Source organism: Intrasporangium sp. (genome assembly GCF_035280925.1).
In the GTDB taxonomy this organism is placed as follows: Bacteria; Actinomycetota; Actinomycetes; order Actinomycetales; family Dermatophilaceae; genus Intrasporangium.
Map to the genome: position 1 here is coordinate 1 of NZ_DATEEY010000162.1, position 22,421 is coordinate 22,421.

22 protein-coding genes are annotated in these 22,421 nt (G+C 68.8%); 9 read left to right on the forward strand and 13 right to left on the reverse strand.

The annotated features are described in order from the left end of the window. The 5 genes from VJN29_RS14725 to VJN29_RS14745 form a co-directional block, all read left to right on the forward strand. Positions 1–418 (forward strand): cupin domain-containing protein (locus tag VJN29_RS14725; protein ID WP_324144385.1); only part of this gene is annotated, 418 nt, incomplete at its 5' end. A 126-nt stretch (positions 419–544) separates the two neighbouring features. Next, the gene (locus VJN29_RS14730) at positions 545–1,267 is read left to right on the forward strand and encodes a hypothetical protein (RefSeq protein ID WP_324144386.1); all 723 of its coding nucleotides are present in this window, start codon (positions 545–547) and stop codon (positions 1,265–1,267) included. Between the two features lie 139 nt (positions 1,268–1,406). Continuing rightward, entirely contained in the window at positions 1,407–2,462 is a 1,056-nt protein-coding gene (gene trxB, locus VJN29_RS14735; RefSeq protein WP_324144387.1) for a thioredoxin-disulfide reductase, read from the forward strand. A gap of 96 nt (positions 2,463–2,558) precedes the next feature. After that, positions 2,559–2,882, forward strand: a complete 324-nt coding sequence (trxA, locus tag VJN29_RS14740; protein WP_324144388.1) for a thioredoxin — start codon at positions 2,559–2,561, stop codon at positions 2,880–2,882. 111 nt (positions 2,883–2,993) lie between these two features. Continuing rightward, on the forward strand, positions 2,994–4,325 hold the full coding sequence (locus VJN29_RS14745) for an N-acetylmuramoyl-L-alanine amidase (RefSeq protein ID WP_324144389.1): 1,332 nt from the start codon (positions 2,994–2,996) through the stop codon (positions 4,323–4,325). A 63-nt stretch (positions 4,326–4,388) separates the two neighbouring features. Here the strand turns inward: VJN29_RS14745 and VJN29_RS14750 are convergent, their stop codons facing one another. Beyond that, positions 4,389–5,078 carry a GNAT family N-acetyltransferase gene (locus VJN29_RS14750; protein ID WP_324144390.1) on the reverse strand — a complete coding sequence of 230 codons (690 nt, stop codon included), beginning with the start codon at positions 5,076–5,078 and terminating at the stop codon, positions 4,389–4,391. 153 nt (positions 5,079–5,231) lie between these two features. Here VJN29_RS14750 and VJN29_RS14755 point away from each other — a divergent pair, with 153 nt between their 5' ends. Continuing rightward, positions 5,232–6,251, forward strand: coding sequence for a glutathione S-transferase family protein (locus VJN29_RS14755; protein WP_324144391.1), 1,020 nt, complete (start codon positions 5,232–5,234; stop codon positions 6,249–6,251). Positions 6,252–6,316: 65 nt separating this feature from the next. On the opposite strand, the gene VJN29_RS14760 is transcribed toward VJN29_RS14755, so the two are convergent. The 11 genes from VJN29_RS14760 to rpmH all read right to left on the reverse strand — a co-directional run bounded on the left by VJN29_RS14760 (position 6,317) and on the right by rpmH (position 16,425). Next, complete coding sequence (locus VJN29_RS14760; protein ID WP_324144392.1) at positions 6,317–7,150, reverse strand: alpha/beta fold hydrolase; 834 nt, start codon at positions 7,148–7,150, stop codon at positions 6,317–6,319. A 94-nt stretch (positions 7,151–7,244) separates the two neighbouring features. Then, on the reverse strand, positions 7,245–8,240 hold the full coding sequence (locus tag VJN29_RS14765) for a metallophosphoesterase (protein WP_324144393.1): 996 nt from the start codon (positions 8,238–8,240) through the stop codon (positions 7,245–7,247). Further along, positions 8,207–9,088 carry an Fpg/Nei family DNA glycosylase gene (locus VJN29_RS14770; RefSeq protein ID WP_324144394.1) on the reverse strand — a complete coding sequence of 294 codons (882 nt, stop codon included), beginning with the start codon at positions 9,086–9,088 and terminating at the stop codon, positions 8,207–8,209. The genes VJN29_RS14765 and VJN29_RS14770 overlap by 34 nt, the downstream gene beginning before the upstream one ends. Before the next feature lies 1 nt (position 9,089). Then, positions 9,090–10,154 (reverse strand): ParB/RepB/Spo0J family partition protein, encoded by a 1,065-nt coding sequence (locus VJN29_RS14775; protein WP_324144395.1) that lies wholly within the window; start codon positions 10,152–10,154, stop codon positions 9,090–9,092. Between the two features lie 288 nt (positions 10,155–10,442). After that, positions 10,443–11,462 carry a ParA family protein gene (locus VJN29_RS14780; RefSeq protein ID WP_414654382.1) on the reverse strand — a complete coding sequence of 340 codons (1,020 nt, stop codon included), beginning with the start codon at positions 11,460–11,462 and terminating at the stop codon, positions 10,443–10,445. Between the two features lie 1,091 nt (positions 11,463–12,553). Then, positions 12,554–13,414: a 16S rRNA (guanine(527)-N(7))-methyltransferase RsmG gene (rsmG, locus tag VJN29_RS14785; protein ID WP_324144396.1), complete on the reverse strand. Its 861-nt coding sequence runs from the start codon at positions 13,412–13,414 to the stop codon at positions 12,554–12,556. A gap of 89 nt (positions 13,415–13,503) precedes the next feature. Then, positions 13,504–13,920 carry a protein jag gene (locus tag VJN29_RS14790; RefSeq protein WP_324144397.1) on the reverse strand — a complete coding sequence of 139 codons (417 nt, stop codon included), beginning with the start codon at positions 13,918–13,920 and terminating at the stop codon, positions 13,504–13,506. 479 nt (positions 13,921–14,399) lie between these two features. Continuing rightward, positions 14,400–15,488 carry a membrane protein insertase YidC gene (yidC, locus tag VJN29_RS14795; RefSeq protein WP_324144398.1) on the reverse strand — a complete coding sequence of 363 codons (1,089 nt, stop codon included), beginning with the start codon at positions 15,486–15,488 and terminating at the stop codon, positions 14,400–14,402. Positions 15,489–15,545: 57 nt separating this feature from the next. After that, the gene (gene yidD, locus VJN29_RS14800) at positions 15,546–15,941 is read right to left on the reverse strand and encodes a membrane protein insertion efficiency factor YidD (RefSeq protein ID WP_324144399.1); all 396 of its coding nucleotides are present in this window, start codon (positions 15,939–15,941) and stop codon (positions 15,546–15,548) included. Next, complete coding sequence (gene rnpA / locus VJN29_RS14805; RefSeq protein ID WP_324144400.1) at positions 15,911–16,279, reverse strand: ribonuclease P protein component; 369 nt, start codon at positions 16,277–16,279, stop codon at positions 15,911–15,913. Before rnpA ends, yidD begins: the two co-directional genes overlap by 31 nt. A gap of 8 nt (positions 16,280–16,287) precedes the next feature. Beyond that, the gene (gene rpmH / locus VJN29_RS14810) at positions 16,288–16,425 is read right to left on the reverse strand and encodes a 50S ribosomal protein L34 (protein ID WP_324144401.1); all 138 of its coding nucleotides are present in this window, start codon (positions 16,423–16,425) and stop codon (positions 16,288–16,290) included. Positions 16,426–16,945: 520 nt separating this feature from the next. On the opposite strand from rpmH, the gene dnaA reads away from it, so the two are divergent. After that, the gene (dnaA, locus tag VJN29_RS14815; RefSeq protein ID WP_324144402.1) at positions 16,946–18,649 is read left to right on the forward strand and encodes a chromosomal replication initiator protein DnaA; all 1,704 of its coding nucleotides are present in this window, start codon (positions 16,946–16,948) and stop codon (positions 18,647–18,649) included. A 12-nt stretch (positions 18,650–18,661) separates the two neighbouring features. Here dnaA and VJN29_RS14820 read toward each other — a convergent pair whose 3' ends face one another. After that, positions 18,662–19,633 (reverse strand): NAD-dependent epimerase/dehydratase family protein, encoded by a 972-nt coding sequence (locus VJN29_RS14820; protein WP_324144403.1) that lies wholly within the window; start codon positions 19,631–19,633, stop codon positions 18,662–18,664. A gap of 115 nt (positions 19,634–19,748) precedes the next feature. Between VJN29_RS14820 and VJN29_RS14825 the strand changes: the two genes are divergently transcribed. Continuing rightward, positions 19,749–20,450 (forward strand): TetR/AcrR family transcriptional regulator, encoded by a 702-nt coding sequence (locus tag VJN29_RS14825; protein ID WP_324144404.1) that lies wholly within the window; start codon positions 19,749–19,751, stop codon positions 20,448–20,450. A 617-nt stretch (positions 20,451–21,067) separates the two neighbouring features. Then, positions 21,068–22,195: a DNA polymerase III subunit beta gene (dnaN, locus tag VJN29_RS14830; protein WP_324144405.1), complete on the forward strand. Its 1,128-nt coding sequence runs from the start codon at positions 21,068–21,070 to the stop codon at positions 22,193–22,195. The last annotated feature ends 226 nt before the right edge of the window (positions 22,196–22,421 follow it).

Sequence of the window (22,421 nt, forward strand, 5' to 3'; positions counted from 1 at the left end):
CAACGAGAACTACCGGACCGTTGCCTGGACCGGCACGTACCTCCAGGTCACCCTGATGTCCATCCCGGTCGGCGAGTCGATCGGCCTCGAGGTCCACCCGGACACCGACCAGTTCCTGCGTCTCGATGCCGGAAGGGGCAAGTGCGTCATGGGGCCCGCCAAGGACCAGCTCGACTTCGAGCAGGAGGTCTCGGACGGGTGGTCGATCCAGGTCCCGGCCGGCAGCTGGCACGACGTGGTCAACACCGGTGACGAGCCGCTCCGTCTCTACGCGGTCTATGCCCCGGTCCACCACGCACCCGGCATCGTCCAGCGCTCCAGCGCCGATGCCGAGCGCGACGAGGCGGCCGGCGTCGACGAGCCCCCGGCCTGGAGCCTCCAGCCCGAGGGCAGTGAACCGGACCAGCACGCCGACTGACCTGCTGGAAGAAGCCCGCATGGGAACCGCGCCGCAATCCTGCACGTCGAAGCACGAGGTCGGTCCCCTCACCGCTGTACTGCCGGACCCGACCCAGACCTGACGCACCGCCCCTGAAGGAACACCGTGGACCAACCCGGGCCGACGCCTGAGGCCGCAGACGAGCTCGATCCCGTCGTCGAGGCACGCGTCCGTGAGCTGCTTGCCGCTGCACCCGACGCCGGTCCGATGCCGGAGCACGTGGCGCAGCGCATCGAGTCGCTCCTCATCGACGAGGTCGCCCTGCGGGTCGACCCCGGGCCGCTGACCCGAGCCGATGAGGACCAGGCGGCGATCGCCCCGCTCATCCGCCAACGCCAGCGCCCCCGCACCGTTCTCGCGCTCGCGGCGGTGGCCGCCGCAGCGGCTGTCGTGGCGGTCGGCGGTTCGGCGCTGCACCTCAACAAGCGGGCGAACGGAACTGCCTCGCTCGGCAACCCGAGCGTCACCGTGACCTCCCCGACCACGCGCGACTTCCACATCCAGCTCTCGGAGACGGACTACACCGAGGCCGACCTCGCGGGCCAGGCCCGGGCCATGCTTGATCGCCCCGCCGCACCCATCCAGGTCCTCGCAGCCGAGGCGCCGACGCTCGGCCCCATCGCGACTCAGGTGGGGCTCGAGTCCTGCCTGACCGCTCACTCCCTGCCCACCGATGTCCCGGTCCACGTCGACATCGCCACCTACGAGGGCAGCCCGGCAGCCGTCATCGTCGTGACGGAGGATGGTCGCAGCACCGTGCGTGTCGTGGAACGCACGTGCACGTCGGGCCATCCCGCCGGCCTCACGGAGGCCACACCTGTCCCCTGAGTCCCAATACCCCAGGCCGTATGCCGCTGAGCCGAGTCGGTGCCCAGCGCCGCCCGCGTGACGTCCCCCACCACGGGAATGCCGAGCGCCTAGGATCGGTTGAGCCGAGCAGCAGTCCCCGTCCAAGGAGCATCGCCACATGTCGGAAGACGTCCGCAACGTCATCATCATCGGTTCGGGACCAGCTGGGTACACGGCCGCCGTCTACGCGGCTCGGGCCAACCTCAAGCCGCTCGTCTTCGAAGGTGCCGTCACCGCCGGTGGGGCCCTGATGAACACGACCGAGGTGGAGAACTTCCCCGGCTTCAAGCACGGGATCATGGGCCCTGAGCTGATGGAGCAGATGCGGGCCCAGGCGGAGCGGTTCGGGGCTGAGCTCGTCACCGACGACGTCACCGCGGTCGATCTGAGCGGCCAGGTCAAGACGGTCACCGATGGTGCCGGCAAGACGTACTCCGCGAGGGCGGTCATCCTCGCGATGGGCTCCGCCTACCGGGAGCTCGGCCTGCCAAGGGAGAAGGAGCTCTCCGGTCACGGCGTCTCCTGGTGCGCCACCTGTGACGGCTTCTTCTTCCGCGACCAGGACATCGCCGTCATCGGTGGTGGCGACTCGGCCATCGAGGAGGCGACCTTCCTGACGAAGTTCGCCAGGTCCGTGACGATCGTGCACCGCCGGGATGCGCTGCGGGCCTCCAAGATCATGGCGGACCGGGCGTTCGCCAACGACAAGATCGGCTTCGCCTGGAACAGCGAGGTCGCCGAGATCCACGGCGACGGCAAGCTGACCGGTCTCACGCTCCGTGACACGCGGACCGGCGAGACCCGCGAGCTGCCCGTCACCGGCATGTTCGTGGCCATCGGCCACGACCCGCGCAACGAGCTGCTCAGAGCAGACGGAGCCGCCGACGGCAGCGGTGAGGTCGCCCTCGACGACGCCGGCTACGTCCTCGTCGACGCGCCGTCCACGCGCACCAACGTTGCCGGCGTGTTCGCGTGCGGCGACCTGGTCGACCACACGTACCGCCAGGCGATCACGGCAGCCGGCACGGGTTGCGCGGCCGCCCTCGACGCCGAGCACTACCTCGCCGCCCTCGAGGACGCCGCCTCTCCCGAGCAGGCAGCTCACCAGGCGGCGCTCATCGACGACACCGCCACCGGCCCCATCCCCGCGACCTCCGTCGGTGCGAACGCCTAGCCTGACAGGGCGACCCGCGACGATCTGCCACCACCCGCCCACTCCGCTGCGATCCGGCAAGCAAGCCCAGCGGCATACCCAAGGGAGAGACCCAGCATGGCACTGAAGGAAACGACCGACGCCACGTTCGCTGATGACGTCCTCATGAGCGACAAGCCCGTGCTCGTGGACTTCTGGGCGGAGTGGTGCGGTCCCTGCCGCAAGGTCGCTCCGATCCTCGAGGAGATCAACGAGCAGTACGGCGACAAGGTCGAGATCGTCAAGCTTGACACCGACGCCAACATGGACACCGCGGCGCGCTACGGCGTCGTGTCGATCCCGACGCTCAACGTCTACGTCAAGGGTCAGGTCGTCAAGTCGATCGTCGGCGCGCACCCCAAGCCCAAGCTGCTCCGCGAGCTCGAGGAGTTCATCTCCTGACGGTGGCTCGCGCCACGGGGAGCTCGACCTGATGTGGTGGTCCGCCGCTCGACGCGGTGCCTCCCCAGCGGCGTACTAGAGTGCACAGGTCCCCGTGCCCGAAGGAGGCCCGTGACCCCGCACCAGGTTGTCGTGCTCCGTCGCGGAGACCGCGGACTCGCCGTTGCCGACGTCCGCGATCGGCTCGTCCTCACCGGTGACCTGCCGGCCGAACGGGCCGACAGGGTCGGGCCTCGCGAGAGCGTCGAGTTCGGGGAGGACGTCGAGCGGGCCGTCAAGTCCTTCCAGCAGCGACGCGGCCTCCTCGTCGACGGCATCGTCGGCCGGTCGACCTACTCCGTGCTCGACGGCGCCCGGTGGTCACTCGGGGACCGCGTCCTGCGGTACCTGCCGGGCCACCCCCTCGAGGGCGACGACGTGGCCCAGCTCCAGGCCCGCCTCGCCGAGCTGGGCTTCGGCCCGGGCAAGGTCGACGGGATCCACGCCGAGGCGACCGATGCCGCCCTCCGCCGATTCCAGGGCGCGGTGGGGCTCGACGCCGACGGCACGCTCGGTCCCGAGACGATGCGCGCCTTCGTCGATCTGCGCAGGTCCGTGACGGGGGGCTCGGCGATCGCGCTGCAGGAGCGCGAGCAGATCCGGCGCGGCGGCTACAGCCTGAGCGGGCGCACCATCGTCCTCGACCCGGGGCATGGCGGCGATGACCCGGGGAGCACGGGGAACGGCCTCGTCGAGTCCGACCTCACCCTCGACCTGGCGCACCGGATCGAGGGACGCCTCACCGCACATGGCGTGGAGGTCGTGTTCACGCGGACCAGTGGGCCGGGCGGTGAGGACGCCGAGCGGGCGACGCTCGCCAATGCGCTGGACGCCGATCTACTCCTGTCGATCCACACCGACCACTCCGGCGGGATCGCCGCCCACGGCGCGGCGACGTTCTTCTACGGACAGGGAGACCCGCCCGGGGGCCAACCCAACGAAAGACCCGGGGGCCAACCCAACGAAAGACCCGGCGGCCGACCCAACGAAAGACCCGGCGACCGACCCGGGGCAGCGGCCGGGCCAAGCCGCGGCTGGTCGATCATCGGCGAGCGTTTCGCGGACCTGCTCCTGCGCGAGGTCGTGGCACGGAGCGGCCTCACCGACTGCCGCACGCACCCGCGGAGCTGGACCCTGTTGCGTCGGACCCGGATGCCCGCGGTCCGGCTCGACATCGGCTACCTCAGCCACCCGTCCGATGTGGCGGTGCTGTCCAACTCGCACAGGCTCGACCGCATCGCCGAGGGCGTCGTGGTCGCGTTGCAACGCCTCTACCTGGGCGAGGCGGACACTGGCCACACGGGCATGCTCAGACTTGCCGACCTGCGCCGCCACCTCGAGTCGATCGATGCCGTTCAGGCTCGTCAGCCGGATCAGGCGCGGCCATCCAGCGACCGGCGGTGACCCCTGCTCCCCGGTGACCCCCGCCGCCCAATCGAGTGAACATCTTTCGGGCACATATGTTGTTCACTCGATTGCTCGCGTGTCCCGGGCTCGCGTGTCCCGGGCTCGCGTGACCCGGGCTCGCGTGGCTCCGTCGGGAGGCGTCTCCGGCACGGGGTGGACGCCGGGCACCCTGGCGAGCGCCTTGCGGACCGCCGCGGCCGCACCATCACGGATCGTCACGATCGTGCGCAGGTCGAGGCGAAGGCGTGGGTAGACCGGGTGGTCCCTCGCCACCCGGAAGCCGAGGTTCTCCACGAAGCTGCTCTCCAGGACGCAGGGATGCTTGCCCACCGCGTGCGGGCGCGCGGCGATGACCTCGATGGACCGCACGCGGTGGCGCAGGGCCTCCTTCACCGCGGCCTGCACGAGGACCTTGCGCAGGCCCCGACCGCGCTGGTCGGCGTTGATGCGCACGGTCACCAGCATCAGTGTCGCCGGATCGGAGGGCGTGGTCGGGAACGCAGCCAGGCGGGGCACGTACCGGGCCGGCACGAGGAGGACGTGGCCGACCGGCCGGTCCTCGACGTAGGCGATTCGCCCGGGTGGGCCCCAGTTGGCGGTCACGTCACTGACCCAGTCAGTCAGCAGGTCGATCGGCTCCCTGGGCAGGATGTCACCGTTGCGGGGGACGGTCTGCCAGAAGGTGCAGAGTGCCGAGTCACCAGCGAGGTCGGCGACGCGGTCGACGGTCAACGGGCGCAGGTCACGCACGACGCAGCTCCTGCCCTCGGAGGTCCATGCCCCCATTCTGTCCCGGGTGGGACGAACGTGCCTGACCGGCCGGGCAGGAGCGCGACCCGGCCGGTGCCCAGCCGTGTGTGGCAGCCAGCCCAGCCCAGCGGCATACCCACCTATGGTTGGGACATGACGGAGCAGGGCACCTATGTCGAACCGACCTACGAGCGGGACACGCGATACCTCACCACCCGGATCACGGCGGACGGCCGAGAGGGCTACCCGGTGGAGCCCGGGCGCTACCGTCTCGTCGTGGCTCGAGCGTGCCCGTGGGCCAACCGGGCGATCATCGCTCGCCGGTTGCTCGGCCTCGAGGAGGCCCTGTCGATGGGGATCTGCGGTCCGGTGCACGACCAGCGAAGCTGGACCTTCGACCTCGACCCCGATGGGGTCGACCCGGTTCTGGGCATTCCCCGGATCCAGGACGCCTACTTCAAGCGCGACCCGAACTACCCGCGGGGAATCACCGTCCCGGCCATCGTCGACGTCCCCTCCGGCGCCGTCGTCACCAACGACTTCGCCCAGATCACGCTGGACCTGTCGACGCAGTGGCGCGCCCACCACCGCGACGGGGCGCCCGACCTCTACCCCGAACAGCTGCGTGACGAGATCGACGACATCGCCCAGGTGAACTACACCGAGGTCAACAACGGGGTCTACCGGTGCGGTTTCGCGGGTACCCAGCAGGCGTACGACGAGGCGTATGACCGGCTCTGGCGCCGCCTCGACTGGCTCGAGGAGCACCTTGCCACGCGGCGCTACCTCGTCGGCGAGCACATCACGGAGGCCGACGTGCGCCTCTTCACGACGCTGGTCCGCTTCGACCCCGTCTACCACGGGCACTTCAAGTGCAACCGGGTCAAGCTCGTCGAGCTGCCGAACCTGTGGGGGTATGCCCGCGACCTCTTCCAGACGCCGGGCTTCGGCGACACGGTCGACTTCACCCACATCAAGGCCCACTACTACGTCGTGCACCGCGACATCAACCCGACCGGGGTGGTCCCTGGTGGGCCGGACCTGTCGGTGTGGGCCGCTGAGCATGACCGGGCGACGCTGGGCGGGTCACCTTTCGGCGACGGGACACCCCCCGGCCCGCCACGTGAGGTGGTTCCGCCCGAGCACAACCCTGCGTTGGCGCTCCTTGGTTGAATTGCCGTATGCCGCTGAGTTTCCTTGCGCTGCAAGTTGACTCGCGTAGGTGGCGCGGACGGTGATCAGCTGGCCGCGCGACGGATGAAGTCGGCGAGGACCGGTGCGAGGGTCCCTGCGGGGACCTCGTGGAACCCGCCCTCGAGCTGCTGGTACTCACCCTTGGACAGGCCTTCGGCCACAGCTCGGGCGGCTGCGGGGAGGAAGGGCATGGCCGTGCCGGTGCTGCTGACGGCAAGGACCGGGGCCTCGATTCTCGCGAGCAGCTCGTCCGGCATGCTCGGGCTGGGGCCCATGCACAGGCCGTCATAGCGGACGGTGTAGGTCAGGCTCAGCAGCGCTTCCCACATCGGAGTGCCGCGCATCCCGTCGAGCATCTCCTCAGGGAGGCCGACGGCTCGGGTGTGGAAGTAGCGGAGGATTCCTTCACGGTCGCTGTTGGCCTCGAGCTCTTCGAGCGTCTCGATGTAGCGCTCGGGCCACGGCGGGGCACCCTCGACCTTGTACGGCGGCTCGAGGACCGAGCCGGTGGCGACCGGGGCGCCCGCGGCGATGGCCTCCAGCACGAGCGCTCCGCCGGAGGAGACGCCGTGGGCGTGGACGGGCTGACCAGCGGAGTCCTTGCCGCCGGCCGCGCTGATGACGGCAGTGAGGTCCTCGATCTCCCGCTGGACGGCATAGGGCTGGGTGTCGCCGCTGTCCCCCCGGCCACGGCGGTCGTAGGCGACCCCGGTGTGTCCCTGGGCGGCGATGGCCTGGGCGAGCTCGCGGCCGGCATTGCGGTCGTTGAAGGCCCCTCCGACGACGACCACGACGGGGCCGGCGCCGTAGGTCTCGTAGGCGATCGGCGTCCCATCCGCCGAGTGGGTGGTCGAGTGCGTGGTCTGGGTGGTGGTCATGTCTGCTCCTTGGTGGGCGCTGGCGTGTGGTCACTGACACTCCTAGGTCGACCGACACCCGTGGTCTTCGACATTTTCGACATTCGGAGTTTGCTCAACGCTTGGTCGAGAAGATGGTCCGGCGCTGGTCCTGGGGCACCGTTCCGAGGTACTCGATGACGTCCTCGTTGATGGCTGGCCAGGACTTGTGCTGTTCGACCGGGGCGACCGTGCCGAAGACGCCATCCGCGTGGACCTCGATGAGGTTCCAGGACTGGGGGCCGTCGACGCCCATGAGGAGCTCGCGGGGGACGCCGGCATCGTCGACGTAGCTCACACCGCCAGCGACGAAGACGGGGATCGTGCCCAGCGTGCCGAAGCTGGTCACGTGGAGGTGGCCGCTGAGGATCGCTCGAACGTCGGTGTCCTCGAGGGCTGCGCGCAGCCGGGGCACGTCCTCGAAGTCGAGCAGCTGCATCAGCGGTGACCGGTACCTGATCGGTGGGTGGTGCATGACCACGATCGAGCCGTACTCGGCTGGCTGTCCGAGCTGCCTTGACAGCCAATCGTATTGGGCGTCGGAGAAGCCGCCGTGATGGAAGCCGGGCAGGGCCGAGTCCATGGTGATGATGCGCAGGCCACGCACCATCGTCACCGCGTCCTGCGGCTCGTCGCTGTCGACGCCGTAGAGGCCCTGGGCGAGCGCTCGGCGCTCGTCGTGGTTTCCACCCGTCATGATCACTGGCGCCTCGAGCCGCTCCGCGACCGGCTCGACGATCTCGCGGAGGAGTGCATAGGCCTCCGGCTGCCCCTGGTCGGTGAGGTCGCCCGACAGGACGAGTGCGTCGAAGTGCTGGGCGGACTGTTCAACGCGCGTCAGGGCCTTGCGCAGTTGCGCCACGGTGTCGATGTGGCCGTGCAGGAGCGCGTCCCCGGCGATGAGGTGCATGTCGCTCAGGTGCGCGATGACATGGGTCGGTGCGGGCTGGGTTCCGGCAGGGACCATGAGGAGAGCGTATGCCGCGGGCTCGCGTCTGGCATTGACCGCATCGAGGTCGTGCCGGCCGCGTTCCCCGTTCAGCGCCTGCGCCGCCGCTGGCAGCCGGGACACCAGTAGAGCGTGCGTCCGCCGAGGGCCTGGTTCCGGATGGGCCGGCCACACCGGTCGCACCTCTCGCCCGTCCGCTTGTAGGTGTGAAAGCGCCGCTCGAAGTGGTCACCGAGGCGTTCCCCGGTGAGGTGCTCGGTGATCGCGAGGGCCGACCCATCCGCCACCAGCTCGGCGGCGGCGTCCACCTGGTCCTGCATGGTGAGGATCTGGGAGAAGGCCGCTCCGAGCGGGAGGAGTGCGACGAGGTCATCCCAGAGCTGGTCCCACAGGCGACGTCCGAGCTCACGACCCGGGGTCAAGGGATCGATGCGGTGCCGGAACAGCACCTCGCATCGGTACACGTTGCCCACGCCGGCCAGGACGGACTGGTCGAGAAGGAGCTCCGCAATCGTCTTGCGGCTCGTGGTGATTCGCGCCCACGCCCGATCCGTGCCGTCGGCGAGCACGTCCGGTTCATGAAGCGGGTCCGGGCCGAGCCTGTCGAGGATCGTCTCGCGCGCCGACTCGTCGATCAGGGCGCAGATCATCGGCCCGCGCAGCTCAGCGACGTGATGCCGACCCTCGATCCGAAGCCGCGCCGGTGATGCGACTGCGCCCTCCTGATCGCGCCGTTTCACGTGAAACGAGCCGATGAGGCCGAGGTGCACATGGAGGGTCAGGTCCGCGACTTCGTCGAAGTCAACGAACAGGTGCTTGCCTCGGGCCGAAGCGCGGTCGAGGATACGGTCGTCGATCAGTGCCGCGTCGGCTGCGAACCGACCTTGCGGGCTCGAGACGTCGACCCGTTGGCCGCCCAGCGTTCGGTTGAGTCGCGCGGCCAGGGCGTGGATCGTATGGCCCTCTGGCACGTCAGGGTGTTGGTTCGAAGCCCATGAGGCCGAGGATCCGCCGCAGGTCCTCCATCGAGGCGAACTCAACGGTGATCTTCCCCTTGCGCTGTCCCAGCGCAATGTTCACGCGCGTCTCGAGGTGGTCGGACAGCCCTGCGGTGAACTGGTCCAGCTGCGGGTGGCGGCCACCGGCCCGGGGTCGTCGTGGCTTCGGAGCGGCGTCACCGTCGCCGATGGCGACGAGCTCCTCAACGTTGCGGACCGAGAGCCCTTCGGCGACGATGCGCTGAGCCATGCGCTCCATGGCGGCGCCGTCAGGCAGCCCTAGAAGGGCGCGTGCGTGCCCGGCGCTGAGCACCCCTGCGGCAACGCGTCGTTGCACCAGGGGAGGCAGCTTGAGGAGCCGGAGCGTGTTGGAGATCTGGGGCCGCGAGCGACCGATGCGGTGGGCGAGCTCCTCGTGGGAGCAGCCGAAGTCGTCGAGCAGCTGCTGGTAGGCGGCCGCTTCCTCGAGCGGGTTGAGCTGGCTCCGGTGCAGGTTCTCGAGGAGGGCGTCGCGCAGGAGCGCGTCGTCATTGGTGTCCTTGATGATGGCCGGGATCGATGCCAGTTCGGCCTCCTGGGTCGCCCTCCAGCGGCGCTCCCCCATGATCAGCTCGTACTGTTTGCCCTCTGCGTCGGCGATCTGGTCCGCGGGGATCCGGCGTACGACGATCGGCTGGAGCACCCCAATCTCGCGGATCGAGTGGACCAGCTCGGCCATCTGGTCCTCGTCGAAGACGGACCGGGGCTGCTTGGGATTGGGGCGGATCAGCTCGAGGTCGATCTCTGCAAACTGTGCGCCGGGGACCGGAGTGAGGCCGTCTTCCGTGGCGGAGTCCTGGTCCCGAGTGACGGCGTCGACCTGCGCCGCAACATGGCCGTTGTCCGATCCCGCTGCGGTGGCGCCCGGCTCCTGGCCAGCCTGGCTGCCCGACTTCTGCTCCGGGAAGAACACGTCGACCGGACGGCCGGATCCACTCACTGGAGCACTCGGGATGAGCGCCCCCAGACCCCGCCCCAGTGCCCGCCGCTTCTCCGCCATGTCCATCCCCTCAACATCGTCGTCGCGACTCTCGCGCGGGCCAAGTCTAGGTGACTGCCGAACCTGTTCCGGTGAGGGCTCGCATGGCCGCTGCCGGTGTGTCATGCCCGCCGTTTCACGTGAAACGGCTGGATCAACGGCAGCGCCTGCTCACCACCCGGTGACGAGACTCGGCCGCGTCGGTACGACGTGCGCTGTCCCCGCCGACTGCCGTGCCGGTCGCGGGCGTTTCACGTGAAACAGCACGGTGCGACTCGGTTTGATTCCTTGGCACCGTGGCGCCGGGCGTCAGATGTTGCCGGCTGCTCCGCGATCAGCGATCTCGCCGGCAGCCTCGAGATACGCCAGGGCACCGCTGCTCGTCGGGTCGTAGGTCATGACCGTCTCGCCGAAACTCGGTGCCTCAGACACGCGCACAGATCTGGGCACTGTCGTCCGGAGCACTTCGGCGGGGAAGTGCTCGCGCACCTCGTCGGCGACCTGGGCCGAGAGTCGCGTCCGCCCGTCGTACATGGTGAGCAGAATGGTGGAAACGTGCAGCGGCGGGTTGAGGTGCGCCTTGACCAGCTCGATGTTCTTGAGCAACTGGGACAGACCCTCGAGGGCGTAGTACTCGCACTGGATCGGAATGAAGACCTCCGACGCGGCTACCATCGCATTGACCGTGAGCAGCCCGAGGCTGGGTGGGCAGTCAATGAGGACGTAGTCGTAGTCGTGCCCCGTCTCGGCCGCGGCGCGGATCGCCTTCTGCAACCGAGTCTCGCGGGCAACGAGCGAAACGAGTTCGATCTCCGCGCCGGCCAGGTCGATCGTCGCTGGAGCGCAGAAGAGGCCCTCCACGGTGGTGCACGCCTGCACCACCTCGAGCAGCGGCACACCCTCCACCAGGACGTCGTAGATCGAGGGCACTTCGGCATGGTGGTCGATCCCCAGAGCGGTGCTCGCATTTCCCTGCGGATCCAGGTCAATGACGAGGACCCGGAGGCCCGACTGTGCCATCGCCGCCGCCACGTTCACCACTGTCGTCGTCTTGCCCACCCCACCCTTCTGGTTCGCGACCGTCAGCACGCGAGGCTGGGTCGGCTTGGGGAATGCTCGGCCCGTGAGCTGGATCCGCCGCCGGACGTTCTCGTCGATGGCGTTTTCGTCCTCGATCGAACCCATTCCGTCGCCGTGATCGACGACATGCGTTTCACGTGAAACCACGATCGCGGGTGAGTTGACGACCGGTTCTTCCACATGGTTTTCCCCAGCGCCCTGGGTCGCTACTTCGTGCGTGATCGGGCCTACCGGGAGGGCGCTGTCCACATGGTTGTCCACAGGGGTCGTCACGCCGCCTCGGATCGCTGGTTCGGATGTCGAGGTGGCCACGATCGACGGGTTGGCTAGCCCGCTCGCTTCACCGAGTGAGGGGGGTGCGGCGGAGGGGTCGTCGGGCGCGACTGGCCCGTCAGGCTCGACTGGGCGAGGCGGCGAGGCCACCTCGTCGTCGAGGGTCGCAGCCGCGACGTCGGCCCTGGACCCGTCATCAAGGCCAAGGCTCGGCGCCGAGTCACCTGACGTGTCGCCCTCTACGGCGAGGTGCATGCCGCCATCGGCGTCAGCCGGGGGACCGCCCGCCGTAGCCGTGGTCGGCCGCTGCTCCAACCGCTGTCCGGCGTTCTCGGCCGAGGTTGTGAAGTAGATGTCCGCCCCGATCGCCCGACCATCCGAGGACCGGGCCTCGGAATGGGTTCCGCTCCGAAGAGCCGCGCCGAACCCGGCAGACCTCCACGGCCCCACCGAATCGGGCCCTGTGGCACTGGCCGCCGCCGCGCCGGCGGCGAACGGCTCTGCTCCTCGGCCGTCCGCGGGGCCCTCCCCGAGTGCGGGTTGGTCAGCCGTCCCGGAGTCCGGCCAGGTGGGGCGGGGGCGTTCTCCGGGAGCCGGCTCCGACCTCTCGGTCGCACCCCCTTCGGTCACTGTCACGGAAATCGCCCTTTCAGCTTCTACGGTGTCCGCCCCTGCCGATGCAGTCGGTTCCGACAGTGCATCCCGGGTCTCGATGTCAAGGTGCTCAGCGTCGGAGGGCTCAGTGTCAAGGTGCTCAATGTCAAGGTGCTCAGCGTCGCCGGGCGCGGAAGGCCTTGGATCCGCTACCACAGAGCCGGATCCGGACCGCATTGGCGCCTGCCACTGGGCAGCCTCAGCAGCATCGCCAGCATCGCCAGCATCGCCAGCGACCGTTTCACGTGAAACGGGCGCGGCGATGTCGACCCATCCGAGGCGTCGATGCTCTTCCGTCGGCTCGGGAGCGGCGCTGGGCCAGCCAAGGTTGCTCACGGGGTCGCTACCTCCAGAGGTGTGGCGGCTGCCGCGCTTTCGCAACAGTCCCCGCCAACGAGATGGTCTCTTCTCGATCATCGGGCACGCCGGCCTTGATCGCGAGGCGACGAGCCGGACGATCGCCCACCACGGGGACGATCCATCCGCCGACGTGCCGAGCCAGCGCTACTCGACGCCAAGTTGCGAAACAACCGACGATCGATGGCGTCGCCGATGGTCACACGGAGGACAATGGTCGGGTCGGCGACCATGCCCTCGCCGATCGGCTCCACGTCAGCGTGGACCACTCCGAGCCGCTGCAGCGCGGCTCGGTGCTCGGCCAGTTCAGCAGCAGCGCGGCTGCCCTTCAGCGCAAGGAGGGAACCACGTGGAGTCAGGAGCGGCAGGGTCCACTGCGCGAGCTGGACGATGCCGGACACGGCACGTGCCGTTACCCAGGGCGCAGTGATCCTGTCCCACATCGACTCTGCTCGTGCCGTGTGGATCACGACGTTGTCGAGGTCGAGCTGCGCAACGACGCCAGAGAGCCAGCCGGTTCGCCGGGACAACGGTTCGACCAGGTGCACCTCGAGATCCGGTCGAGCGATCGCGAGTGCCAACCCCGGCAGACCCGCTCCGGAGCCGATGTCGAGGACCCGCTGGCCACGTGCATCAGCCGGAATGAGGTAGTGAACCAAGGCGCAGTTGAGGACGTGGCGGTCCCAGAGCCTGGGTGCCTCTCGGGGGCCGATGAGTCCATGGCTGATGCCAGTGTCGGCCAGGATGCGGACGAACTCCTCGGCGCGAGGAAGCTGCTCACCGAAGACGGTTGCGGCGGCGGCCGGAGTGGCAGGGACGCCATCGATGAGACCATGCTGCTCGTCAGCGTGCGCAGGCGAGATTGGGGTGCCCTTTTGGGAGCCGCCCAGATCGGAGCTTCCCTCAGAGTCGGACACGCCGTCTCCCTTGTCCTCGAGTTGGTGGCGGCAGTCACCGCCAGGGACGGCCCCCATCCGCGTGTTTCACGTGAAACGTGGCCGAACGGTCAGGTCGGAAGGATGACCACGTGCCGGTTCGGGTCCAGACCATCGGACTCCGAGACAAGGCCCGCTGCAGCCACGACGTCGTGCACGATCTTCCGCTCGAAGGCCGTCATCGGCTCGAGCTCCTTCTTGACCCCGGACGCCTGAACGGCGGCCACGGCCTCCTGGGCCAGCGCCACCAGCGTGGCCCGTCGGTCAGCCCGGTACCCGGCCACGTCGAGCATGAGTCGGCTCCGCTCCCCCGTCTCGACCTGCACAGCAAGGCGAGTCAGCTCCTGCAAGGCATCGAGGACGCGCCCGTTGTCGCCGACCAGGCGCCTCGGCACGCGGCCCTCCTCGGAGTCGACGATCGCCACAGCGGCACGGTCACCATCCACGTCCACGTCGAGGTCCCCGTCGAGGTCTGCAATGTCCAGCAAGGTCTCGAGGAAGTCAGCCGCGATCTCACCCTCTCGCTCCAGCTGACGAAGCCGGCTCGGCCGGCCCGCAGTGTCGTGATCCGCGCTCGGCTCAGGACCGGCCTCGGCCTGACCCTCCGCCTGACCCTCCGCACGGGCCTTTGAGCCGGGCCCTTCGCTCGCGTCAGGTCTCGTGTCAGGGCTGTCAGGGCTCCTGTCAGGGCTCGGGTCAGGGCTATCAGGGCTCGTCTCGGGGCCTGCTTCCGAACCCGTCGCCTCACCGGTTGCGTCGGTCTCATCGACGCTGGGGCTCGGAAGGGTCTCGGGACTGGTATGCGGCGTCACGTCGCTCATGGAGAAGTTGCTCCTTTATTCACAAAGTTCCCACAACCTGTGGATAACCGAGCATCCGCGGTTGTGTCTTCACGTCTGGGTTGGCCCGGGGCAGGAACGTCAGCCTCGTACGGCGACGCAAGCGAGCCGGGGAGATCGGTTCGCCGCTAGGTGCGATCCTTCGCGGGCGGCTTTTTCGGCTTCTGCTGTTTCTTCCCAGGTTGGGAGCCTCCGCCGGCCGCTGCCTTGGTGGGCCCTGCCTTCGCACCGGTCCCGGCTCGCGGCCCCCCACCGGAACCCTTCGCGCGCTTCTTGCCCTTCGGCTGCTGCCGCTGGCCCGACTTCGCTGACTCCACCTCCGGCTCTGCGGACTCCTCGAGTCCGGGCACCGTGACGTGCTTCGTCTTGCGGCCCTTGCGGGTGTCCCGCTCCACCATCGCCTGGTAGGCCAGCGAGCCGGGCGCGGGCATGTTGCGGATGACGTAGAACTGCTGCCCCATGGTCCAGAGGTTCGTCGTGGTCCAGTAGATCAGCACGCCGATGGGGAAGTTGATGCCCGAGATCGCGAAGAAGATCGGCATGAGGTAGAGCAGGACCTTCTGCTGCTTCGCGAAGGGGTTGTCGAGCGCCGCGGCCGGCATGTTCTTGCGCATCAGCTGGTACTGCGTCGTGAACGTCGTCGCCGACATGGCCACGATGAGCACGGCCGCGAGGATCTTGGGACTGAGCGTCTCCGACGACATGAAGGAGTCCGAGAGGCGGGCCCCGAAGATCGTCGAGTTCTCGATCGCCAACGCGACCTCGTTGGTGATCGGACCGATCCCCGGCTGCTTGCCCTCCGCCTGCGCGCGCAGGTTGTTGAGCAGCTGGAAGAGCGCGAAGAAGAACGGCGACTGGAGCAGGATCGGCAGACAGGAGCTGAACGGGTTGGTGCCCGTGCGCCGGTAGAGATCCATGATCTCCTTCTGCTGCGCCTGCCGGCTCTCCGGGTCGGTCTTGCCCTTGTACCTCTTCTGGATCTTCTGCATCTCGGGCTGGATGAGCTGCATCTTGCGAGACGAGTGGATCTGCCGCACGAACAGTGGGATGAGCAGGATGCGGACGACGACGGTCAGGCCGACGATGGACAACGCCCACGCCCAACCGGCCCAGTCACCGCTCAGGCCGAGCTTCTCGAAGACCCAGTGGAAGGCCCACATGACCCAGGCTTCACCCAGCTTGATCGGGTAGAGCAGGGTGTTGAAGAAGTCGATCAACGGAGGTCCTCTGTCGTCGGGCGGCGGATGGCGCTACCGCTCAGCACGGTCGGCACATCATGCCGGATGGTCATTTCGATGCGGCTCGCCGGACGCGGGTTCCGGCGAGCCCTCGTCGTGCGGGGGCCGGTAGTCCTCGGGCTTCCACGAGTTCCGCTCCGCCCAGGTCATCGGAACCGGGTCGACACCACCGGGTGTCCAGGGGTGGCAGCGACCCAGCCGCCGGATCGCCAACCAGCCGCCCTTCAGCGGGCCGAACCGCTCGAGCGCCTCGACCGCGTACGCGGAGCAGCTCGGGTGGAAGCGACAGGTCGGCGGCCGCATGGGCGAGATGAGGCGTTGGTAGAGGCGCACCATCCACACGAGAGGGGTGGCCAGGGCGCGGCCCACCGAGCCAGCGGCCCCCGACCCCGCACCGGTGGTCACGATGACGCCCTGGAAAGTGAGCGGCATACGCGATCCACTTGCAGCGCAAGGGAATCCGCGAGTTCACGGTAAGTCGCGCGCGCGGCGGCCGGGTTCGCGCGGACCACGAGGTCAACGCCATCCGGTATGCCGCTGAGCTGGGTCGCCATGATCCCCCGCAGTCGCCGTTTGGTCAGGTTGCGGGTCACGGCGTTCCCCACCGCCTTGGACACAACGAAACCGACGCGCGCCGGAAGATCCGCCCGCACATCGGTCTGGTTGGCATGCACGACGAGGAGTGGCCCGCCCGCTCTGCTGGCATCTGGTCCGCGAACTGCCGACGTGAAGTCCGCCCGATCGCGCAGGCGGTGACGTGCCGGCAGCACGTCGGCCCTCAGGCCGAGAGCTCGGAGCGGCCCTTGCGACGGCGGGCAGCCACGATGGCGCGACCAGCGCGCGTGCGCATGCGCAGACGGAAGCCGTGCGTCTTGGCGCGGCGACGGTTGTTCGGCTGGAAGGTGCGCTTGCTCACGAGGTTCTCCGTTGCTTGCGGGCCGGACGGCACACGCCGACCCGATCCCGAGTCCAATCGAGTGGTTCAACTGCAGATTGCTGCTGCTGGCGACCGCAATCGGCAAGCCCATGGATCGACGCCACCCCTCCAGGCGCGCGCCACGGGCATGCGAAAGAGGTCGCCGACACGCTCGGTCAACGATACGGGAGCGGCGGAAGGGGGGTCAAACCGGCTCGAGCCGATCCGGGGTCGGCAAACCCTCCATCATCGGCCGCCCCGAGCCATCCGCAAGTCGACACGCCGAGCGCAGCCACTTCCTCGGTGGCGGCGGTTGTCAGCCGCATGCCGAGTTGTTAGGTTGCCATTCGCACGACTGCCCCGCAGTGCCGCCTCCGCCGTCCTGCACAGGGTGTGGACAATCGTGTGGAAAACGTCCGCATCCGAGGCGGCGAGATGACAGGCTGGACCCCGGCCTGTGCTCCGGATCGGGTCAGACATCGCGCGGGGGCAACAGAGCAGTCAGGGACAGGGTGAGGCAGTGACGGGCGGAGACGTTGACTACGGCCAGGTCTGGCACCAGACCCTCGCCTCGCTCGGCTCTGCGGGAGTCACCGCACAGGAGCGCGCCTTCGTCCGGCTGTGCCGCCTCGTCGGCGTGCTCGACCAGACCGCGCTCGTGAAGGTGCCCAACGCCTACACCAAGGACTTCCTCGAGACCCGACTGCAAGGCCAGGTCGTCGCGACGCTCTCGGCGCATCTCGGTCACCCGGTCCAGCTTGCGGTCAGCGTCGACGAGTCCCTCGACCAGGACGACCTCGGGCTCATCACCGACGAGCCGACCGGCCAACCGGCGCTCTCCGACGTCGGCCGGGTCGCGCCCGCCTTCGGGACGCCCCACCCACGGCTGGATCCGGTCATCCCGCTCGTCGCCAGCGGGGACCCGCTCAAGGACCTCGAGGCGAGCGCGCCGGAGCTGTTGGCGGCCGATCTCGACTCGGCGACGACGCCGACGCAGTTCGGGCCCCTGTCGAGCCCCAACGGCTCGGGGCCGGATCATCGCTCCGCCGACCACCTCTCACCCGAGCACCTCCGGGCCGCACAGCTGCACCGCGGGCAGCTCCCGCCCGACCACGTCCACCCGGGTCAGCTGCCCGGGGGCGAGAGCGGTCCGCTGCGGCAGCAACGCCTCGAGCCGGCGGCCCAGGCGAGCGACACGCGGCTCAACCCGAAGTACACCTTCGACACCTTCGTCATCGGTGCGAGCAACCGCTTCGCGCACGCGGCCGCCGTCGCCGTCGCGGAGGCGCCGGCGAAGGCGTACAACCCGCTCTTCGTCTACGGCGAGTCCGGCCTCGGCAAGACCCATCTGCTCCACGCGATCGGGCACTACGCCCGCACGATGTTCCCCAACGTGCGGGTCCGCTACGTGAACTCCGAGGAGTTCACCAACGACTTCATCAACAGCATCCGTGATGACAAGGCCAGCGCCTTCCAGGCCCGCTACCGCAGCGTCGACGTCCTGCTCATCGATGACATCCAGTTCCTCCAGGGCAAGCTGCAGACCCAGGAGGAGTTCTTCCACACGTTCAACACGCTCCACAACGCGAACAAGCAGATCGTCATCACGAGCGACCTGCCACCCAAGGAGCTGTCGGGCTTCGAGGACCGGATGCGGACCAGGTTCGAGTCCGGCCTGCTCACCGACGTCCAGCCGCCCGACCTCGAGACCCGCATCGCCATTCTGCGCAAGAAGGCGATCCAGGAGCGGATGTCGGTCCCGGACGACGTGCTCGAGTACATCGCGAGCAACTTCAGCACCAACATCCGCGAGCTCGAGGGTGCGCTGATCCGGGTGACGGCCTTCAGCAACCTCAACCGCCAGCAGATCGACCTGCCCCTGGCCGAGATCGTCCTCAAGGACGTGCTGCCCAACGAGACGCCCAACCAGGTGACCGCGGCGACGATCATGGCCGTCACGTCCGCGTACTACGCCGTGACGATCGAGGACCTGTGTGGCTCGTCGCGGTCCCGCCAGCTCGTCACCGCGCGCCAGATCGCGATGTACCTGTGCCGCGAGATGACCGACCTGTCACTTCCGAAGATCGGCCAGCACTTCGGCGGCCGCGACCACACGACGGTGATGCACGCGGATCGCAAGATTCGTGAGCTGATGAGCGAGCGGCGGGCGATCTACAACCAGGTCACCGAGCTGACCAACCGCATCCGCCAGCAGTCCACCTGACGCTCGAGGGCATCATTCGTATGCCGCTGAGTGCCGTCTCGACTCGATGGTGATCTTGAGCGCGTCCTCCCATGGCGTGGGCTCGAGCCCGAAGGTCCGCTCGGTGAGCACGCTGTCGAGGATGAACGGCCGCTCGAACTGGTGCCGGGTCTCGCGCAGCTCGCGCATGAACGGCACCGCGACTCCAGCTGCTGTCCCCAGGGCCCGAGGCAGCACCCACAGCCGTCGCCGTCGGACGCCAGCGATTCGGGCCACGTCGTCCGCTGCCTCGTCGAAGGAGCGCGGCGCCGATGTCGGCACGTGCCAGACCCGGCCCCACCCCTCGTCGCCGGTGGCAACCCGTGCGGCGAGCCGGCCCACATCCGGCACGTAGGTCCAGGAGTGGGGCGCGTCGCGGCGACCCAGCGGGACGAACGGAGGGCGACCGGCAAGCAGGGAGTCGATGATGACGTCATTGAGATAGCTCGTCATCCGCGTGGTGCCCGGACCGAAGTAGTCGCTGGAGCGCACCTCGGTCGCGCGGATCCGGCCGGCGTCGTGCAGAGCCAGGGCCTCGGCCCACATGCGCGCGCGCAGCCGGCCCTTGTGCCCGGCCGGCCGCATCGGGTGGCCCTCGCTCATCGGGACGTCGACCCGGCCGTATCCATAGAGGTTGCCGATCATGACGAGTCCGGCGCCGGAGACCTCGGCGGCCGACAGGATCGCCGCTGCCACGGGCGGCCAGTCGGTCTCCCAGGTCGTGTAGCTCGGCGGGTTGAGCGCGTTGATGATGCTCGTGGCGCCACGCGCGAGGGCGGCGAGACGACTCCCGTCCCTGGCGTCGGCGGCGGCGACCTCCACGGAGTCGGGATGGATGGTCTCCCAGGGGCGGTCGGTGACGCGGCCGGAGCGTGACACCAGGGTGACGGTGTGGCCGAGCGAGACGAGCTCGGCGGTCGTGGCTCGGCCGACGCCGCCGGCGCCGAGGACGAGGTGGTGGGTCATGCGCTTCTCCTTCGATGGATTTGTGAGCACCGCTCTCGTTCCAGTGTGCAGACCAGCGGCTCCAAAATCAAGAGCGGTGCTCACATTTCCTTGCTCCTTATGGCAGGCTGGCGGCATGGGAGTACGGCAGGAGCGCCGCGCCGCGATCGAGGCAGACATCATCCGGGTCGCCCGCGAACAGCTGGCGAAGTACGGCGCCCCCGGTCTCAGTCTGCGTTCGGTCGCCAAGGAGCTCGGCATGGTCTCCTCGGGCATCTACCGGTATGTCGAGAGCCGCGACGACCTCCTGACCCGCCTCATCGTGCGGGCGTACACGTCCTTGGCGGCCGCAGCCGCCGCAGCCCACTCCGCCGTGCCGGCAGACGACCTCGACGGTCGGTGGAACGCTGTCGGTCGTGCCATGCGCGAGTGGGCTCTGGCGAACCCGCACGACTTCGCCCTGATCTACGGCTCTCCCGTGCCCGACTACGCCGCACCGGGAGAGCTCACGATCGGCCCCGGCACCGCGGTCCAGGCCATCCTCATCCACCTGCTCGACGACGTCCGGCGCGCAGGACGCATGCCTGACCCACTCCCCGGCGACTGCCTCGCCGGGCGGGCGGTCGGCGACCTCCTGGCCGACGACCTGTTCGCGGGGCTCGACGTCGACGCCCAGGTCCTGGCCCGAGGGCTCTCCGCCTGGACTCTGCTCCTCGGTGCAGTGACCAGCGAGCTGTTCCACCAGCTCGGTCCGGTCGAGGACCCGGAGGCGCTCTTCGAGTGGCACCTGGCGCGCGCTCGCGACATCTTCCTCGCGTCCGGTGGACGAGGAACCTGACCAATCCACAGCGCCTTCCACAGCTGTGTACACAGCGAGACCAGCCAGTGACACAGAGGCCACGTGGCCAGGACCGGCTTGTCCACCGCTGTGGATAACTCTGTGGAGGACAGGTGGGCCCTTTGTCCACAGAAGCAATGTGGACAAGCGTGCGGAAACGCCACTAGTCATGCAGTGTCCACAACCCGCTGTGTACACCTGTGGACGGAAAGGCAAACCCTGAGGAAAACCAGCCTTCCCCTTGTGCTCTGTCTGTGCAGGGAGCCAGCCTGTCCACAGCCGCCCGTGAGCCGAGGCTCGGTCACCCACAGCCGGTGCACATTCCGGCACGCGGCCCGAACTGCGACGACGCGCGTTGTCCACATCGTCCACAGCACCTACGACTATGACGAGACCCCAGACAAGGAGAGCCGCCCCGAGTACAGCGGTCCGAGCCGGTGTCCCAGACCCTTCCTGTACCCACCCCGGCGCACCGGAGCCAACCTGGGTGTGCCTAGCACCCCCGCACCGTCAGGGCTGTGGTGCACAATCACCTGCACGGGCTAGTGTCTGAGCCCCCATGTTGTGAACCCCGTGTTCTCTGAACCCATGTCCCATCGTTGCGAAGTGAGTCCGTCGTGAAGTTCCGCGTTGAGCGAGACGTCCTGGCCGAGGCAGTGACCTGGGTTGCGCGGGGCCTCCCTGCCCGGCCACCCGTCCCGGTGCTCGCGGGCGTCATGCTCGAGGCATCCGACGATGGCAGCCTCACCCTCTCCGCGTTCGACTACGAGGTTTCGGCGCGGATCACCGTGCCGGCGGACGTTGCGGAGCCGGGCCAGGTGCTCGTCCTCGGACGCCTGCTCGCCGACATCTCTCGCAACCTGCCCGCCAAGCCCGTCGACGTCAGCACCGACGGCACCAAGGTCAACATGACCTGTGGCTCCTCCCGGTTCAGCCTGCGCGAGATGCCGGTCAGCGACTACCCCACCCTGCCTGCCGCGCCGGAGGCCAGCGGGACCATTGCCGGGGACGTGTTCACGCAGGCTGTCGCTCAAGTGGCGGTTGCCGCCGACCGTGGCGACACCCTGCCCATCCTCACCGGGGTGCGCATGGAGATCGACGGCGACAAGGTCGTGCTCCTCGCGACGGACCGGTACCGCCTCGCGATGCGGGAGCTGACGTGGGCGCCCGCCACGCCGGACGCCAACCACGTCGCACTGATCCCAGCTCGGCAGCTCTCCGAGACCGCCAAGGCCCTCGGTGCGTCCGGATCGGTCGAGCTCGCCTTCGGAGGCGGCGGCGACGGACTCATCGGCTTCGAGGCCGGACAGCGCCAGGCCACGACTCGCCTGCTCGACGGCGAGTACCCCAAGGTCACCTCGATCTTCCCCACCTCGGTGGACACCGAGGCGATCATCGAGACGGCGGCGTTGGAGGAGGCGGTCAAGCGCGTCGCCCTCGTTGCCGAGCGGAACACCCCGGTCCTGCTCAAGTTCACCGAGGGACAGGTCGCGATCGAGGCTGGCACCGGCGACGACGCCCAAGCCAGCGAAGCCGTCGAGGCGGTCCTCCATGGTCCCGAGATCCAGATCGCGTTCAACCCGCAGTACCTCCTCGACGGCCTGCACGCGGTGGGCCAGCCCTGGAGCCGTCTCTCCTTCACCCAGCCGAGCAGGCCGGCGGTCCTCACGGGGCAGCCCGAGGCCGACAGCGAGACCAACTCGTCGTACCGCTACGTCCTCATGCCGGTGCGCTTCGCCAGCTGACCGATGGGGGCGTCGTGAACCGCGCACGCCCAGGGAAGCCCGCCCAGCGGCATACGGCATCGGGCAGCTTGGGTATGTGACCCGGGGACGACACGCGATGGGGGTGGACCACTACCCTCACAGGCATCAGGGCTCCGGACGGAAGGCACTGGACATGCAGCTCGGTCTCATCGGTCTCGGCAGGATGGGCGGCAACATGCGCGAGCGGCTCCGCGCCGCCGGCCAC

Excerpts from the sequence above, each read along its gene's own strand:
- VJN29_RS14820 (WP_324144403.1), bottom strand. The coding sequence starts at position 19,633 with ATGACCCACCACCTCGTCCTCGGCGCCGGCGGCGTCGGCCGAGCCACG.
- trxB (WP_324144387.1), top strand. The coding sequence starts at position 1,407 with ATGTCGGAAGACGTCCGCAACGTCATCATCATCGGTTCGGGACCAGCT.
- VJN29_RS14775 (WP_324144395.1), bottom strand. The coding sequence starts at position 10,154 with ATGGCGGAGAAGCGGCGGGCACTGGGGCGGGGTCTGGGGGCGCTCATC.
- trxA (WP_324144388.1), top strand. The coding sequence starts at position 2,559 with ATGGCACTGAAGGAAACGACCGACGCCACGTTCGCTGATGACGTCCTC.
- VJN29_RS14755 (WP_324144391.1), top strand. The coding sequence starts at position 5,232 with ATGACGGAGCAGGGCACCTATGTCGAACCGACCTACGAGCGGGACACG.
- VJN29_RS14760 (WP_324144392.1), bottom strand. The coding sequence starts at position 7,150 with ATGACCACCACCCAGACCACGCACTCGACCACCCACTCGGCGGATGGG.
- yidD (WP_324144399.1), bottom strand. The coding sequence starts at position 15,941 with ATGCCGCTCACTTTCCAGGGCGTCATCGTGACCACCGGTGCGGGGTCG.
- VJN29_RS14825 (WP_324144404.1), top strand. The coding sequence starts at position 19,749 with ATGGGAGTACGGCAGGAGCGCCGCGCCGCGATCGAGGCAGACATCATC.